17 protein-coding genes and 1 tRNA gene are annotated in these 16,189 nt (G+C 62.6%); 8 read left to right on the forward strand and 10 right to left on the reverse strand.

Translation table 11 applies throughout. The annotated features are described in order from the left end of the window. Positions 1–12: 12 nt before the first annotated feature. Positions 13–1,119 (forward strand): agmatine deiminase, encoded by a 1,107-nt coding sequence (gene aguA / locus LOY51_RS01530; protein ID WP_125462235.1) that lies wholly within the window; start codon positions 13–15, stop codon positions 1,117–1,119. 183 nt (positions 1,120–1,302) lie between these two features. Then, entirely contained in the window at positions 1,303–1,500 is a 198-nt protein-coding gene (locus LOY51_RS01535) for a hypothetical protein (RefSeq protein WP_110992219.1), read from the forward strand. A gap of 201 nt (positions 1,501–1,701) precedes the next feature. On the opposite strand, the gene LOY51_RS01540 is transcribed toward LOY51_RS01535, so the two are convergent. Next, positions 1,702–3,810, reverse strand: coding sequence for a TonB-dependent receptor (locus LOY51_RS01540; protein ID WP_125857125.1), 2,109 nt, complete (start codon positions 3,808–3,810; stop codon positions 1,702–1,704). 491 nt (positions 3,811–4,301) lie between these two features. Here LOY51_RS01540 and LOY51_RS01545 point away from each other — a divergent pair, with 491 nt between their 5' ends. After that, positions 4,302–5,621 (forward strand): OprD family porin, encoded by a 1,320-nt coding sequence (locus tag LOY51_RS01545; RefSeq protein WP_258644150.1) that lies wholly within the window; start codon positions 4,302–4,304, stop codon positions 5,619–5,621. A 30-nt stretch (positions 5,622–5,651) separates the two neighbouring features. Here LOY51_RS01545 and LOY51_RS01550 read toward each other — a convergent pair whose 3' ends face one another. Further along, entirely contained in the window at positions 5,652–7,322 is a 1,671-nt protein-coding gene (locus LOY51_RS01550; RefSeq protein WP_258644151.1) for an FMN-binding glutamate synthase family protein, read from the reverse strand. Between the two features lie 268 nt (positions 7,323–7,590). On the opposite strand from LOY51_RS01550, the gene LOY51_RS01555 reads away from it, so the two are divergent. Together LOY51_RS01555 and LOY51_RS01560 are read left to right on the forward strand one after the other, a co-directional pair. Beyond that, on the forward strand, positions 7,591–7,782 hold the full coding sequence (locus tag LOY51_RS01555) for a type II toxin-antitoxin system HicA family toxin (protein ID WP_125857127.1): 192 nt from the start codon (positions 7,591–7,593) through the stop codon (positions 7,780–7,782). A gap of 17 nt (positions 7,783–7,799) precedes the next feature. Beyond that, entirely contained in the window at positions 7,800–8,213 is a 414-nt protein-coding gene (locus LOY51_RS01560) for a type II toxin-antitoxin system HicB family antitoxin (protein ID WP_125857128.1), read from the forward strand. A gap of 27 nt (positions 8,214–8,240) precedes the next feature. Here LOY51_RS01560 and LOY51_RS01565 read toward each other — a convergent pair whose 3' ends face one another. Both LOY51_RS01565 and nirK read right to left on the reverse strand, forming a co-directional pair. Further along, positions 8,241–8,960, reverse strand: a complete 720-nt coding sequence (locus tag LOY51_RS01565) for a response regulator (RefSeq protein ID WP_125857129.1) — start codon at positions 8,958–8,960, stop codon at positions 8,241–8,243. Positions 8,961–9,112: 152 nt separating this feature from the next. Next, a complete protein-coding gene (nirK, locus tag LOY51_RS01570; protein ID WP_258644152.1) occupies positions 9,113–10,255 on the reverse strand; it encodes a copper-containing nitrite reductase in 1,143 nt (380 codons plus the stop codon). A gap of 175 nt (positions 10,256–10,430) precedes the next feature. On the opposite strand from nirK, the gene LOY51_RS01575 reads away from it, so the two are divergent. Continuing rightward, positions 10,431–10,646, forward strand: a complete 216-nt coding sequence (locus tag LOY51_RS01575; RefSeq protein WP_125857131.1) for a hypothetical protein — start codon at positions 10,431–10,433, stop codon at positions 10,644–10,646. A 72-nt stretch (positions 10,647–10,718) separates the two neighbouring features. Here LOY51_RS01575 and LOY51_RS01580 read toward each other — a convergent pair. Both LOY51_RS01580 and LOY51_RS01585 read right to left on the reverse strand, forming a co-directional pair. Further along, a tRNA-Thr gene (locus tag LOY51_RS01580) sits at positions 10,719–10,794 on the reverse strand. A 97-nt stretch (positions 10,795–10,891) separates the two neighbouring features. Beyond that, positions 10,892–11,140, reverse strand: a complete 249-nt coding sequence (locus LOY51_RS01585; protein ID WP_110992228.1) for a hypothetical protein — start codon at positions 11,138–11,140, stop codon at positions 10,892–10,894. A gap of 656 nt (positions 11,141–11,796) precedes the next feature. On the opposite strand from LOY51_RS01585, the gene LOY51_RS01590 reads away from it, so the two are divergent. Then, entirely contained in the window at positions 11,797–12,156 is a 360-nt protein-coding gene (locus tag LOY51_RS01590) for an SMR family transporter (protein WP_125462244.1), read from the forward strand. Then, on the forward strand, positions 12,150–12,467 hold the full coding sequence (gene mdtI, locus LOY51_RS01595) for a multidrug/spermidine efflux SMR transporter subunit MdtI (RefSeq protein ID WP_232883281.1): 318 nt from the start codon (positions 12,150–12,152) through the stop codon (positions 12,465–12,467). The genes LOY51_RS01590 and mdtI overlap by 7 nt, the downstream gene beginning before the upstream one ends. 234 nt (positions 12,468–12,701) lie before the next feature. Here the strand turns inward: mdtI and LOY51_RS01600 are convergent, their stop codons facing one another. The 4 genes from LOY51_RS01600 to LOY51_RS01615 are packed head-to-tail and all read right to left on the reverse strand — an operon-like array spanning position 12,702 to position 16,189. After that, positions 12,702–13,937: a methyltransferase gene (locus LOY51_RS01600; protein WP_258644153.1), complete on the reverse strand. Its 1,236-nt coding sequence runs from the start codon at positions 13,935–13,937 to the stop codon at positions 12,702–12,704. 57 nt (positions 13,938–13,994) lie between these two features. After that, complete coding sequence (locus LOY51_RS01605; protein WP_258644154.1) at positions 13,995–14,684, reverse strand: ABC transporter permease; 690 nt, start codon at positions 14,682–14,684, stop codon at positions 13,995–13,997. Beyond that, positions 14,685–15,377 carry an ABC transporter permease gene (locus LOY51_RS01610; protein WP_125462248.1) on the reverse strand — a complete coding sequence of 231 codons (693 nt, stop codon included), beginning with the start codon at positions 15,375–15,377 and terminating at the stop codon, positions 14,685–14,687. Positions 15,378–15,433: 56 nt separating this feature from the next. Next, positions 15,434–16,189, reverse strand: coding sequence for an ABC transporter substrate-binding protein (locus LOY51_RS01615; RefSeq protein WP_125462249.1), 756 nt, complete (start codon positions 16,187–16,189; stop codon positions 15,434–15,436).

The raw sequence follows: 16,189 nt of genomic DNA on the forward strand, positions 1-16,189 counted from the left end.
CAGAGGTTATTGATGAAAACCCTCAACACGACTCCCCGCGCCGACGGCTTCCACATGCCCGCCGAATGGGCCCCGCAAACCCAGGTGTGGATGGTCTGGCCGGAGCGCCCGGACAACTGGCGCCTGGGCGGCAAGCCGGCGCAGGCCGCGCACGTGACCCTGGCCAAGGCCATCGCCCGTTTCGAACCGGTCACCGTGGCGGTTTCCGCCGGCCAGTACGAGAACGCCCGGCGCCAGCTCGACGTGCCCAACATCCGCGTGGTCGAGATCAGCAACGACGACGCCTGGGTGCGCGACACCGGCCCGACCTTCGTGATCAACGACCAGGGTGAAGTGCGTGGCGTGGACTGGGGCTTCAACGCCTGGGGTGGCTTCGATGGCGGCCTGTACGCACCGTGGAACCGCGACGAGGAACTGGCGGCCAAGGTGATGGAAATGGAGCGCGTGCAGCGTTACCACACCGAAGGTTTCGTGCTTGAAGGCGGCTCGATCCATGTCGATGGCGAAGGCACCCTGATCACCACCGAAGAGTGCCTGCTCAACCGCAACCGTAACCCTCACCTGACCCGCGAGCAGATCGAAGACATCCTGCGCGAGCACCTGGCGGTGGAAACCATCGTCTGGCTGCCGGACGGCCTGTACAACGACGAAACCGACGGCCACGTCGACAACTTCTGCTGTTACGTCAGCCCAGGCGAAGTGTTACTGGCCTGGACCGATGATTCCAACGACCCCAACTACGCACGCTGCCATGCGGCCTACGATGTGCTGAAAAACAGCCGCGACGCCAAAGGCCGCGAGTTTGTGGTGCACAAGATGCCGATCCCTGGCCCGCTGTTCGCTACCGAAGCCGAATGCGCCGGTGTCGACCATGTGGCCGGCAGCCAGGAGCGTGACCCGTCGGTGCGCCTGGCCGGTTCCTACGTGAACTTCCTGATCGTCAACGGCGGCATCATCGCGCCGAGCTTCGACGACCCCGCCGATGCGCAGGCCAGAGCGATCCTGGCCAAGGTCTTCCCGGATCACGAAGTGGTCATGATCCCCGGCCGCGAGCTGTTGCTCGGCGGCGGCAACATCCACTGCCTGACCCAGCAACAGCCGGCGCCGTTCAAGCGCTGATTCAAGCTGAATGAAAAAAGCCCGTCTGATGACGGGCTTTTTTTTGTGGCGACGTTCGGTGGCGGCGAATGGCACAGCTCTTGTATTAGTTTTTCATTGTGTTTCAGAGAGATAGGCCCACGCCGTTCTGTAACAAACCTTAAGTAAGTTGGCCGCTCACGGGCCCAGGGAGTGCGTGTTGAAATGAATGCAGCAAGTGAGTCGGCTATGCCCCCATCGGCAGTGAATCACCAAACGCTTGAAATACTGGCGCAGTGGTTGCGGGACCATGGATGCATCCGGGTCAGGAAGACCGACCCACGACGTCTGCTGAACGGGCGTTATCCGCAGGGCTTGATCAGTGATGCGGAGCTCGAAGCGCTGCTGGCTGTATGGCACTGACCGGGTATCGACCCGTCGCAACGAAAAACGCCACCGCTCATGCGGTGGCGTTTTCGTTTGTGGCACAGGCCTGGCCGGTTTGGCCGCAATGCCCATGTGGCACTTGTACTGGCCTCATCGCCGGCAAGCCGGCTCCCACATAGCAAGCGCATAGTTTGGGTTTATGCGGTCAAGGTGGGAGCTGGCTTGCCAGCGATGGCGTCAGAAGCTGTAGCTGCCGGTCACCACCAGGCTACGCGGATCGCCATACTGGATCTGCGCCGCGCTGGTGGCCGAATCGTAGTAGGTCTTGTCGGTGATGTTCTTCAGTGCCGCGCGCACGTCCCAGTCATGGGTGCGATAGCCGGCCAGGGCATCCCAACGGCCATAACCCGGCAGGATCACGGTGTTCTGGTTGTCGGCGTAGCGGTCACCCACCAGCGTCATGCCGGTTTCGGCATACCAGCCCAGCTCAGGCTTCCAGGTCACGAACAGGCTGGCGTTGCGCCGGGCCACGTCGTTGATGCGGTTGCCTTCCTGGCCATTGTTGTCCTCGACGATCTTCGCGTCCTGCAGGCCGATGCCGCCGCGTACATACCAGTTGCCGACCACATTGCCGGTGGCGGTCAGCTCGATGCCGCGCGAGCGCTGCAGGCCAGACATCAGGGTGATGTTCGGGTCGAGCGGGTCGCGGGTGCGGCGGTTGTATAGCTCCAGTTCGTAGAGCGCCAGGGTGGTGGTCAGGCGCTCGTCGAACCAGTCGCTCTTGACCCCGATTTCTTTCTGCCGGGTCAGCTCCGGCTCGGTCTCGTTGGTGTTGCCGGCCGCGCCAGGGGTGATGCCGATCAGGCCGCCACCGACGGGGGAGTAGGTCTTGCTCCAGGAGGCGTAGAAGGAGTGGTCGCGCCATGGCGTATAGACCACGCCCAGGCGCGGGCTGAAGCTGTTGTCGTTCTGCTTCTCGGAGAGGTTGCGCAGTTTGTTGGTGGTTTCCACCTCGAACTGGTCGAAGCGCACCCCGGCAAGGATCTGCCACTGGTCGTTCAGGCGGATCTGGTCCTGCAGGTAGATGCCACGGCTCTCGACCACCGTGTGGTTGTTGCTCGACACCGCCATACGGCCATTGTGCTGCAGGTTGCGGTTGGGGCTGTCGAGGTTCAGGGCCGGCACCGGGCGCGCGCCAGGGCCCGAAGTGGCGGCGTTGTACAGCGTCGGGTCGCGGCGCTGGCTGCCGAATTCCAGGCCCAGCAGCAGTTTATGCTCCAGGCCCCAGGTGCTGACATCGCCCTCGGCCTCGAGGTTGTTGAACAGGTTGCGGGTGTTCAGGTCCTGCTGCCAGCGCTGGCGGGTGACCAGGTTGGTGCGCGGGTTGTAGGCGGTCTGGTAGGTGTTGTCGAACTCACTGTCGAGCTTGAACAGGCCCAGGGTATGACGCAGTTGCCAGTTGTCGCTGAGCTGGTAGTTCAGCCGCGAGCGCAGCGACTGGGCGCGGTCGTCGATGTAGTCGCGCTGGGTATCGCCATAGGTGGCGCTGCGGCTGACGTCCGCCGGGCGCCCGGTCAACGGGTTGCCGGGGATGCCGCGGTCCGGCGTGCGGTTGTAGCGGCTGTACTCGTACTGCACCAGCCAGTTCAGGTCGGGGTTCAGCTGCCAGCTCATGGACGGGGCGAACAGCTGGCGGTTGCCATCGACGCCGTGGCGGAAGCTGTTGCTGTCTTCATTGCCCATGTTAAGGCGCAGGCTGATGGTGTCGCTGGGGTCGGCGCTGAGGTCGGCGTACAGGCTGCGCAGGTCCTGGCTGCCACCCTGGGCTTCGATGGTCGAGCGGCGGCCATGTTCCGGCGCCTTGCTCACCCGGTTGACGATGCCACCCTGGCTGCCTCGGCCATACAGCACTGCGGCCGGGCCCTTGAGCACTTCGACCCGCTCGATGTTGTGCAGGTCGCGGGTGTACTGACTGTCGTCGCGGATACCGTCCAGGTAGAAGTCGTTGCTGGCCTCGAAGCCGCGGATGCGTACGCTGTCGAAACGCGTGTCGGCGCCGCTGCTGACGTTGGGGATACCTTCCAGCGCTTCGCCCAGGGTGCTGCTGCCATAGTCCAGCACATTGCTGGTCTTCACCGTGTCGATGGCCTGGGGCACGTAGCGCACCGGTGTCGAGGTGCGGGTCGCAGTGCTCACTTCGCGTACCCGTGGGTTGTCCTCCTCGCGCTCGCTGTCGGCGGTGACTGCGGTTTCCGGCAGGGTGGTGGTGGCGGCGCTGGCCAGGCCTGCGCTGAACAACAGCGACAAGCCCAGGGTCAGGGGTGAAAGGCGGCAAGGGGCGGGCATTGCAGGCATCCATCTACGCAAGTGAGAAATTGGGCGCGAATGGTAATGCTTGCTATTTGCTGTTGCTCGCCTATTCGTAAAGAGTTGTCTTTACGTTTGTATCACTTTGTAACTAGTCCTTTCTGGGCGATTCGACCGCGTGTGCGCGTTGCCCACTTAGATGACCGTTGTGCGAGATTTTTCGGAAAAACCTGAAAGAGACAAATTTGCGCAGAAGCTGGGCATTAGTGCGTGGAAATGCACTGTTCCAGACCTTCTTTTTGGTTATATCAACCTGCAATTCACGATTTTTTGACATGTATAAGCAGGCACGGCTAGGATTCGGCCTCTACGCCTGCTGGCCATGACTTGGCCATGCGGCTGTAAGGCCCGTTGCAGACCATCAGCGGGGCCTTGCGGCCTGGATCCGCATAGCGTCGAACCTACGAAGGGGCGTTGGTTCCTGGCGTTCTCATGCAGAGCGTTTTTGATTAAGCAATAAGGAAAATAAAATGTTGAAAACCAGGATCAGCCTGGTCGCCCTGGCGATGATCACCGCGACCCAGGCCCAGGCCAACGAGCAGGCCGACAGCAAAGGTTTCATCGAGGACAGCCACGCCAACGTCCTTCTGCGCAACGCTTACATCAACCGTGACAAGAAGCACGGCACCGATGACCAGATCGAATGGGGCCAGGCCTTCATCGGTAACTTCTCTTCGGGCTTCACCCAAGGCACCGTCGGTGTCGGTGTCGACGCCTTCGGCCTGTACGCCGTGCGTCTGGACGGCGGCAAAGGCCACAACGGTGGTGGTGGCGTCGACTTCTTCAAGCCGCACAACACCAAGAACGCCGACGGCAACGCCAGCAGCCCACACGACCTGGCCCGTGCCGGCGCAGCCGTGAAATTCCGCATCTCCAACACTGTGCTCAAGTACGGTGACCAGATGCCGGCCCTGCCGGTGCTGAACTACGACGACGGCCGTCTGCTGCCAGAAAGCTTCACCGGCACCATGATCACCTCCAAGGAGATCAAGGGCCTGGAGCTGAACGCCGGCCACTTCACCCAGGAAGCCCGCAAGAGCGCCGAAGGGCGTGACAGCGGCGGCCTGAAGTCGATCGACGTGCTGGGTGGTAGCTACAAGTTCACCGACAACTTCACCGCTTCGCTGTACACCGCAGACAACGAAGATGTGATGAAGAAGCACTACCTGGGCTTGAACTACGTCTTCCCGATCGCCAATGACCAGTCCCTGACCCTGGACTTCAACGGCTACAAGACCAGCATCGACAAGCAATTCGTGCGTTCGGCCGAGCTCAATGGTGACTCCAACACCATCTGGAGCCTGGCGGCCACCTACGCCTTCGGCCCGCACTCGATCACCCTGGCGCACCAGCGCAGCACCGGCAGCACCGGCTACAACTACAGCGGCTACCAGAGCGCAGGTGGTACCAGTGACGGTGGTTCGACCATCTACCTGGCCAACTCCTACTGGTCCGACTTCAACGCCGAAGACGAGCGCTCCTGGCAGCTGGGCTACGGCCTGGACTTCGGCGCCTTCGGCGTGCCGGGCCTGACCTACAAGGTCGCCTACGTAGTGGGTGACAACATCAACACCCGCAACCTGAAGAACCCGGAAGGCTTCGGCGAAGGCAAGGAGCGCGAGATCTTCAACCAGCTGCGCTACGTCGTTCAGGAAGGCCCGGCCAAAGACCTGTCGATCAAGCTGCGTAGCTCGTTCCTGCGCACCAACAACGCGGTCCAGCAGAACGGCTACAACGACGACGGCAACGAAGTTCGTGTATTCGTCGAGTACCCGATCAGCATCTTCTGATCCTGATCTGGCGTCATCAGCAGCCCCGGCCTATGCCGGGGCTGTTTCTTTGTGGCGTGCCACGTTCGCCCCAGGCACCCCTTCGACTTCCCCCATCTGCGGCGCAAAGCTGTCACCCCGCGCCATCCGCCACATCCGTGCATAGAAGGCATTTTCGATCGAGCCGCTGAGCAATTCACCCGGTTTGAGGAACGCGTGCAGCTGCGAAAACAGGCTGATCTCACTGGGGCTGATACGCCGTGCCAGGTGCTTGGGCTTGAGCTCGGACGGGTGATCCAGCCCCGCAGCGGCGAGCATTTCGGCCAGGGCATGCAGGGTGTTGCGGTGAAAACTCGCAACCCGCTCGGCTTTCTCCGGTACCACCAGCGCACGCTGGCGCAGCGGGTCCTGGGTGGCCACGCCGGTGGGGCACTTGTTGGTGTGGCAGCTTTGCGACTGGATACAGCCGATGGCGAACATGAAGCCGCGTGCCGAGTTGACCCAGTCGGCGCCGATGGCCAGCACGCTGGCGATGTCGAACGCGCTGACGATCTTGCCCGCCGCGCCGATGCGCACGCGTTCGCGCAGGTTCAGGCCCACCAGGGTGTTGTGCACGAACATCAGGCCGTCACGCAACGGCATGCCCATGTTGTCGGAGAACTCCCGGGGCGCAGCGCCGGTGCCGCCTTCCTTGCCATCGACGACGATGAAGTCCGGAGTGATGCCGGTGGCGAGCATGGCCTTGGCAATGCCCATGAATTCCCACGGGTGGCCCAGGCAGAACTTGAAGCCTACCGGTTTGCCGCCTGACAGCTCGCGCAGCCTGGCGACGAACTGCAGCAGCTCCAGCGGGGTGCGGAAGGCGCTGTGGGCGGCTGGCGAGATGCAGTCCTGGCCCTCGCGCACCCCCCGGGTGGCGGCGATCTCGGCGCTGACCTTGTGCCCCGGCAGGATGCCGCCATGGCCCGGCTTGGCGCCCTGGCTGAGCTTGATCTCGATCATCTTCACCTGGCCATCGCGAGCCTGCTCGGCGAAGCGTTCGGGGTCGAAGCGCCCGTCCTCGGTGCGGCAGCCGAAATAGCCGCTGCCGATTTCCCAGATCAGGTCGCCGCCGTGTTCGCGGTGATGAGGGCTGATGCTGCCTTCGCCGGTGTCATGGGCAAAGCGCCCCAGGCGCGCCCCTTTGTTCAGCGCGGCGATGGCATTGGCACTGAGCGCGCCGAAGCTCATGGCCGAGATATTGAAGATCGACGCCGAATACGGCTGGGTGCACTGCGGCCCGCCGATGCGAATGCGAAATGACGCAGGATCGGCCTGTGGCACGGGCAGCATCGAATGGCTGATGAACTCGAAGCCCGGCTTGTACACATCATTGAGGGTGCCGAAGGCCTTCTCGGCGCTCTCGTTCTTGGCCCGGGCATAGACCAGCGAACGTTGCGCGCGGGAGAACGGCAGCTTGTCATCGTCGCCCTCGATCAGGTACTGGCGAATCTCTGGCCTGATGGTCTCGATCAGGTAGCGGAGGTTGCCCAGGATCGGGTAGTTGCGCCGCACCGCGTGGTGGCTCTGGCGCAGATCATTGAGGCCGACCAGGCTGAGCAGCGCGGTCACCAGGGTGAATGGCCACAGCCAGCTGTGCTGGATCAGGAAGGGGATGCTGGCAAGGGTGAAGACCAGGCACAGGGCCAGGCAGGCATAACGGCTGGGGAGTGAATCGTTCATGGGTCCATCGCAGGCGGGATGACGCGGCCTAGGATAGGCAAAGCCTGTGCGCGGAAAACCAGGGGTTTCGGTAAAAGACTCTTGCATGGGCGTGGGGTGTGGCGTTTGCGCCGCAAGATCCGGCATCACTTGCGTGCCTGCCTTCTTCTGTCCCCTGACCATACTTCCCCTCCAGGAGGCCCGCTGGTCGGATTGGTGGGTATGGTGTTGATAGATCGCATTCGGTGGTTATACTAACCACCGCTGCGAACAGCCCAAGGAAGGGTTCATGAACAGCCGCGTAATGATTTCGGTGATCGAGGCCGATGGTTGGTACCTGGTGCGATCCAAGGGCAGCCACCATCACTTCAAGCACCCCCACAAGGCTGGGCTGGTGACCATCCCGCACCCGAAGAAGGACCTGCTGCCCGCCACTGCGGCCAGCATCCTGCGCCAGGCGCGGATCGGCTACGCCAGCTGACCAGGAGAGCCACTGCCATGTTATTCCCCATCGCCATCCTGCCCGGCGACGATCAGCACGCCTGGGGCGTGGAAGTCCCGGACATCCCGGGCTGCTTTTCGGCCGGTGAAGACCTCGATGACGCCATTGCCATGGCCCGCGAGGCCATCGAGGGCCACCTCGAACTGCTCGCCCAGGACGGCGAGGAAATCCCCAAGGCCAGCAAGGTGAGCGTGCATGCGGCCAACCCTGACTACGCCGGATGCACCTGGGCACTCATCGACATCGATATCACCCGCTACCTGGGTAAGGCCGAGAAGCTCAACATCACACTGCCGGCCTACCTGCTCACCCGCATTGATGCCTACGTGAAGAACCATCCAGAGCAGAAAAGCCGCTCGGGCTTCCTGGCTGAAGCGGCGCTGAGAATCCTGCAGGGCGACTGCAAATAGCTACGCTGGGCCCGCGTTGGGCAGCCGTCAGGTGCCCGAGGCTTCGCGGCGCAGGTTCAGCAAGTAGCCTTGGTTGCGGATGGTGAGGATCTGCGCGGCTTGGCCCGGCGCACGGCGCAACTGTTGGCGCAGGCGGCTGATGCACATGTCCACCGAGCGGTCGTCGGGCAGGTGGTCGCGGCCGAACGCGCTACGTGTCAGATGATCGCGGGATACCACGCGGTTATCGGCCTGCAGCAGTTCGTGCAGCACCCGGTAGTCGGAGCGTGGCAGGGTCAGGGCCTTGCCGTCGGGGTGGGTGAGCAGTCGTCTGATGGGGTCCAGTTCAAAGCCTGCGAATCGCTGCGGCTGGGTAGCGCTTTCGTCGCCGTTGGCTTCCAGCTGTAGGGGCCGGCGCAGCACAGCCTTGATCCGGGCAACCAGCTCGAGGGGCTCGAAGGGCTTGGCCAGGTAGTCGTCGGCGCCTGCTTCCAGGCCAGTGATGCGGTCCAGGGTGCTGCCCTTGGCCGACAGCAGGATCACCGCCGGCCCCGGCAGCCCCTGCAACTGCCGGCACAGGCTCAGGCCATCCTCGCCGGGCAGCATCAGGTCCAGCACCACCAGGTCGACCTTGTGCAGGGCCAGTTGCGTGCGCATCTGCTCGCCATCTGCGGCCGGCAATACCTGGTAGCCGGCATCACTCAGATAATCGCAAAGAAGTTCGCGAATCTCGTCGTCATCGTCGACAACCAGCAGGGTGGTGCTCATGGAAGGGTACCTGTAAAAATGCGAGCGGCAGCGCCCGTTACGATCAACGTTATCCCCGCGCAGACCGGCATGCCGGCAGTGCGTGAAACGACGCAATCGTAACAAAAAATCATCTGCGAATACGAAGTCTTCGCAAATGCTGCCGATCGCCGCTAGCGAATCGGTCCAGGCGCTTCCAGCTGTTTCATCAGGTCGTCATTCCATTGCCCTTCGACCTGCACGTGCGCAGCGGCACCCAGCATCACGGCCTCGATCAGGTTGTGATTGAGGTAGGTGTACAGGCCGGGCTGGCGGAAGGTGTACAGCGCCGCGCCTGCGGCACCGCCGGGGATAAACCAGGTTTCCAGGTTGCGCTGCGGCGGGTTGGCGAACTTGCCGGCGGCCCACACGTAGTCGCCATGGCCGCCGATCAGGTGCGGGCGGGTGTCGCGGTTGGCTTGCGAGTGGACGAGCAGCACCGTTTCGCCGAGCGTGGCGGTGAGCGCGTGCTGGCCGGTCAGCGCGCCGACGCTGCCATTGAAGACCACGTGCGTGGGGATGAGCCCCTTCATTACCTGGTACATGTCGGCGAAGCTCGCCGATGGGCTGGCGTAGCGCTTGTACTTGCCGTCCTTGTCGCGCGGGATGTAGTAGTCCTGCTCGCCGATGTACCAGACCTTGTCGTATTGCAGCGCACGCCCGTCGCCGTCCCGCAGGCCGTCCCGCGGCAGCACCATGATTGCGCCGTTCATGCCGCACACCACATGCCAGGGGATCATCACCCCGCCCGGCGCGCAGTGGTACACGAACACCCCGGCGCGGTCCGCCTTGAAGCGCAGCTTCACCTGCTCGCCAGGCTTCACATGGGTTAGCTCACCACCGCCAAGCGCGCCGGTGGCGGCATGGAAGTCGATGTTGTGCACCATGCTGTTGCTGGCCGGGTTGACCAGGGTGAGCTCCATGTAGTCGCCCTCGTGCACCACCATCAGCGGGCCGGGCACCGAGCCGTTGAAGGTCATGGCATGGATGTAGGCCCCCTCGCTGTCGACCGCCAGTTCTTTCTCCTCGATCTCCATGCGGAACTCGACGATCCGCGGTTTGCCAGGCGCGCGCTGGCTGTGGGCATGTACCTGGGGTGGTGCCACCAGCTCGACCCGGGTGCGTTCCAGCTGGGTCAGGTCCGTGGGCGGATTATTGGTCGCCGCCGCCGCCGCCCGGGCCAGGCCGCTGGCCAGCACGCTGCTGCCAACCCCCAGCAATACACCCCCCGCCAGCACCCCGCGCCGCGTCAGGGCTACGCCTTGTTGCTCACTCATGGGACTTCTCCTTAAGTCGACGAAAGCCGTCGGCACAGGAATACCCATTTTGAAAGCAGGGTTTATTGAGCCCAAACAAGAAATCGAGCGGCAGGGCAATCTGTCGCAATTGTGGCCGATAGCTACTATGGAGTTACGCGGGCTGCCACGCGCAGCGACTCAGGGAGCACAGGGAGTGAGCCGTTTCGTCAGTTTCGAGGTCAGCAATCACCGTCAGTATGTGATCAGCATCGATCACATCATTGCGCTTTATCCGCTTGCTCAGGAAAGGACGTTTGCTAAAGGAGGGATCGTGCTGATCAACGGGCTGGGGAAGGAGGGCAAGCATGTGGCGCTGGAGCTTAGCGGGCCGGAGATCAGGAAGCTGCATAAGGCGTTGTTGTTGGAGTGACGGGGTGGGGTGTATGGCTGGATGATCCCCAGAAACGCAAAAGCCCCGACTGACGTCGAGGCTTTTTGAGTGTGGTGCCGGCACCAGGAATCGAACCCGGGACCTACTGATTACAAGTCAGTTGCTCTACCATCTGAGCTATACCGGCACAGGGGCGTCATTATAGCGATGGATTCGCGGCTGTAAACTACTTCTTGCAATCAATGCGTAACGCCCTAAGTCACCGAGCGCAAAGGAGAATTCTCCTACCAGCCGCGGTGGATGGTGGTGACGCTTGGTTCGGTCTTGCCGGGGTTGAAGAACAGCTTGTCGTTGTCGCAGCCGCGCTTGCGGCAGGGGGTGGCGACGTGCAGCGGCAGGCCGCGGTCGCCGCCGAGCTGCATGCCGGGCATGTTCCAGTCCAGCGGTGTCGGCTTGGCCGGTGGCGTGCTGCTGGCGCAGCCAGTCAGGGCCAGGGCGACGGTCAGCAGGGCGAAGGGCTTGGCGTGTTTCACGATGTTCGAATCCGTTCCAAGGTCAGTCTGTGTTCTAGAGGCGGCTGCAATGTTAGCTGCTCCCTCGCGGGGGCCAGTAGCTTGGGTATTGGCAGCTGTGACGCGCGTCCCGTTAATACGATGAGGCCATGCCCCTACGCGAACAATCACGGTTGTTGGCATCCTTGATCATTTTTCGCACAGTGCCGGCAGATCACCGGGCGGGTGGTTCTGCGCGTGTTGGCTCGATTGAACAGTGCATGATCACGTGGACAGCCGGCGATCATACACCGAACGAGCCGATGAAGCTTAGCCGTGCTGTGGATGACTTGCGGGGCCACGAGGCATGCTGTGTTCCAGTCGCTCCATGGGTGGTTAATATAATTTACGTGCCGTTCTGGATGTTTTCAGGAGTTTGTTCGGTATCACTGCAATTTAACAGCGTCTTTATTTGTGTTTTTTCTATCGTTTTGACTTTTTCGATTGCCTAAGCTAATTTGTTGTTCATTATGTTGAACAGTAAAGCTTTCAAGCTCCTCTCCACCTCCCGCCTGGTTTCCCGTGAGCGTCACTGGACCGGCGACCTCTAGCGCCACCCTCCCACTACAGCCTTAAACCTTTCTGTATTGCGCCGACGCCTGTTCGTTCGGCTGCTGTGTCGCCCATGGGAGGGCACCATGCGTTCCTGGATCTACCTGATCGTCGCCATCACCGCCGAGGTGATCGGCACGGCGTCGATGAAACTCGCCGCCACTCATTTCCCCGTGGCTGGGCATGCCGTGATGTACGTCATGATTTGCCTTTCGTATTTCTTCCTGGCCCTGGCGGTCAAGCGTGTACCGGTCGGCGTGGCTTATGCGCTGTGGGAGGGGATCGGCATCGTCCTGATCACCCTGGTCAGCGTGCTCTGGCTGGGCGAAAGCCTGGGCTGGGCCAAGGCCCTGGGGCTGGCGGTGATGATTGCCGGCATCCTGCTGATCAAGGCGGGTACCCGCAGCAAGCCCGTCGTGGTTGAAGGGGAGGCATTGCCATGCTGATTCCGTTTGCCTGGCTGGGCCTGGCCATCGTGCTGGAAGTGCTGGCCAACCTGCTGCTCAAGTATTCCGACGGTTTTCGTCGCAAGGGCCTGGGCGTGGCCTCGATCCTCTGCGTGCTGGCGGCCTTCACCGCGTTGGCGCAGGCGGTGCAGGACATCGAGTTGTCGCTGGCCTACGCCATCTGGGGCGGCTTCGGCATCCTGGCCACTGTCGCCATGGGTTGGGCGCTGTTCGGTCAGCGTCTGGCTGGCCGTGGCTGGCTGGGGCTGGCGCTGCTTCTGGTCGGCATGGGCCTGTTGAAACTGGCTTGAAATGCCCTGTTTCAGGCGGTTTCTGGCTTACGGCTGAAATGCTTATGCACAAGCGGCATTTTCCGCTTGCGCGAAAGGCATGCCGACTGGCCCTGCCACCGGTCTTTGCGCAAAGCCCTGTTTTTGCTGGTTTTCAGCTGGTAAGCGGAATAAGCAAAGCGGCGCAAATAGCGCTTGGATCCAAGCCTTGGACATTTTCATCACAAGCTTGTGCACAGACTTATCCACAGGTTGTCAGCTGCGCTGCGGCGATCCGTCACGTTCGGCCAGCAGCAACAGGTTGCGCGGCGTCAGCGGGTATTCGCAGAACAGTCCTACGCGCACGGCATAACCTTGCTCTTGGAGGTACAAGGCTCTGTCGAGCACCAGCCACAGTTCCAATGGGCGGCGGAACAGGTTGCGCACCAGCTCCAGGTTGCGCACCTGAGCCAGCCGTTGCCAGCCTTGCGACTCAAGGGCGGCCCAGTCTGTCGTGCCGCTCAGTTCCACCTGGCGCAGCGCGGCAAGGTCACGGCAGTACTGTTCGAAGGGCTTCTTCAGCCAATCGACCGGCAGTGACGGTGTTGGCAGGTAAGCATCGATACCCCGCTGTTGGCGCTGCAGCAGGTCGAAACCCAGGCGCCTGGCCATCGAGCTGTCGCGCTGGCGGCGTACCCGGGCGCTGGAGGTGACGGCCTCGCTCAGCGGCAGGCCCAGATCGCCGATCGACAACTGCAGGGCCGATGCCTGTGCGGCTGTGGATATCGCGATGTACTGCTCACCCTGGATGCGGTTGTAGCAGCACGGCGCCACGGCCAGTTGCGGGCAGCCTTGCTGGCTGGCCAGGTGCAGCAGGCGCACATGCAGATCGCCACAGGCATGCAGGGCAATCACGCTTTTGTCGCCATCCAGCTGCTGCATGCTGTCTGCGGCCATCACATCCTGCTGCACATGGTGGGCGGGCAGTTGATGGTGATCGCTCAGCGCCTGGCCGGCGTTGACCAGCTCGGCGTCGTACTCCAGGCAGGTCAATTGCTGGCCGGCTTGCAGCAGGCGGCGGCCCAGGTGGCCCTTGCCCGAACACCAGTCCAGCCAGTGCCGGGTGGGCTGGCTGAAGCTCAGGCGGCGGCTGAAGGCCTCGATCTGCTGCCATTTGCGCCCAGGGACGTTAGCGTCAAGGCGGTGGCCGGCCGGGTGCAGGCCCGCGTCGGGCAATTCACCCACGGCAGACAACTGCCGGGCCAGGCTGGCCAGTTGCGGAAAGGGGGCTGGGGCCGGAAGCTGTTCCGGGTGTTGCTGGACGGCTTCGGCTTGTTCCAGGGTGCGATTGCGCAGCCATGCGGACAGCTCTGGGTACTGGCTTTCCCAGCCCAGCTGCAGCTCGGTGAACGGCCGTGGCCGCCACAGCGGCTGGTGCTGAAGCAGAAAATGGTCAAGGGCCTGGAAGCGCTCGAGGAGCTGGCTGCCTTGAAGGGGGAGTGTTGTGTTCATTCAAGCACCGAGGCGCAATTGAAAGGGGCCGCAAAGCGGCCCCGAGCGTGTTGCAGGTTAGCGCCCCTGGCAGGCATCCACGCGCAACCAGCGTTCCAGCAGCTTGAAGCCCTGCACCAGGAAGAACGAGATCACCAGGTAGAACACCCCGGCGGCAAAGAAGATCTCCACCGGCAGGTAGGTACGGGCGATGATGGTCCGTGCCATGCCGGTCAGCTCCAGTAGCGTCACGGTGCTGGCCAGGGCGCTGGCCTTGAGCATCAGGATCACTTCGTTGCTGTAGGCCGGCAGGCCGATGCGTGTGGCGCGCGGCAGCATGATGTAGAACAGCGCCTTGCCCCGCGACATGCCCAGTGCCCGGGCGGCTTCGATCTCGCCCTTGGGGATCGCCTGCAGTGCGCCGCGCAGGATCTCAGCGATGTAGGCGGCGGTGTGCAGGGTCATGGTCAGTACCGTGCACCAGAACGGGTCGCGCAGGTACGGCCACAGCGCGCTGTCACGCACCGCGTCGAACTGAGCCAGGCCGTAGTAGACCAGGAACAGCTGCACCAGCAGTGGCGTGCCGCGGAAGAAGAAGATGTAGCCGTAGGGTAGGGCGCGCACGTACCAGTGCCGCGAGGAACGGGCGATGCCCAGCGGGATGGCCAGGATCAGCCCGGCGATGACCGCGATGGCCACCAGCTCCAGGGTCAGGATCGCGCCTTCGGCCAGTCGTGGCAGCCACTTGATGATGACTTCCCAGTTCATTTATTCGGCCCTCATGAAGCCGCGGGCGGCGCGTTTTTCCAGGAAGTACATGCCGATCATGGCGACGATGGTCAGGCTCAGGTAGATGCAGGCGGCCACCGCGTAGAAGGTGAACGGTGCCTTGGTCACGGTCACGCCGATCTGCGCGTGGCGCATGATTTCTTCCAGGCCGATCACCGACACCAGCGCGGTGTCCTTCATCAGGATCATGAACAGGTTGCCCAGGCCCGGCAGTGCGATGCGCCACATCTGCGGCAGGATGATCCGCGACAGGATGCGGCCTTTCGACAGGCCCAGGGCCAGGCCCGCTTCACGGTGGCCCTTGGGGATGGCCAGGATCGCGCCGCGGAACACTTCCGTGGCGTAGGCGCCAAAGCACAGGCCCAGGGCAATCACACCGGCGGCGAATGCGCTGAGTTCGAGCCCGGGCATGTTGAGCGCGTCGCCGAGGCTGTTCATCAGGCCGACGGTGCCGAAATAGATGAGCAAGACCCACAGCAGCTCGGGCACGCCGCGCACCAGGGTCGAGTAGAAGCCGCCAAGCCATTGCAATGACTTGATCGAGGAAGTCTTGGCCAGGGCGCCAAGCAGGCCCAGGGCCAGCCCCAGCAGCAAGGCGCAAAGCGCCAGTTTTACGGTCATCAGGGTGCCGGCCATCATGGCCGGACCGAATCCGTGCAGGTCGATATTCATGGGCAGCTTTGTTCAAGGGACCCGCACCGCGCAGGGCGGTACGGGTCGGGAGGGCATCACTCGATGCTGAACGGGAAGTACTTGTCGTTGATCTTCTTGTACGTGCCGTCAGCTTTGATCTCGGCCAGGGCCTTGTTCAGCTTCTCGCGCAGCGGGTCACCCTTGCGCACGGCGATGCCGATCTTGTCGCTGTCTACTACAGGTTCGCCTTTGAACTCGTAGTCTTTGCCCGCGTCGGACTTCAGCCACTCGTACTGCACGTACTTGTCGGCCAGGATGCCGTCAACGCGACCGGAGGTCAGGTCGAGGTAGGCGTTTTCCTGGGTGTCGTATAGCTGAATGGACTTCAGCACGTCCTTGTAGTTGTCTTCAAGCCAAGTGCCGGCCAGGGTGGCGCGCTGGGTGCCGATGGTCTTGCCCTTGAGGTATTCCTTGTCGGTCTTGAAGTCGACTTTCTTCGGCGCGATGAACTGCAGCTTGTTGGAGTAGTAGGGGTCGGTGAAATCCACTGCCTGCTTGCGCTCGTCGGTGATCGACAGCGACGACACCAGGAAGTCGAACTTCTTGGCGTTCAGGGCTGGGATGATGCCGTCCCAGTCGGAAGTCACGACCGTGCACTCGACCTTCATCTTGGCGCACAGGGCGTCGCCGATGTCCTTGTCGAAGCCGACGACCTGGCCGCTGGCGTCCTTGTTGTTGAACGGTGGGTAGGCTGCCTCGATACCCATGCGCAGTTTTTCTGCGGCCATGGCGTTGGCCGACATCACCAGGGTGGCAGCAGCGGCCAGGAGGAACTTCTTGTAAGTCTGCAT

The sequence above is a fragment of the Pseudomonas sichuanensis genome, from assembly GCF_024749065.1.
Lineage (GTDB): Bacteria > Pseudomonadota > Gammaproteobacteria > Pseudomonadales > Pseudomonadaceae > Aquipseudomonas > Aquipseudomonas sichuanensis.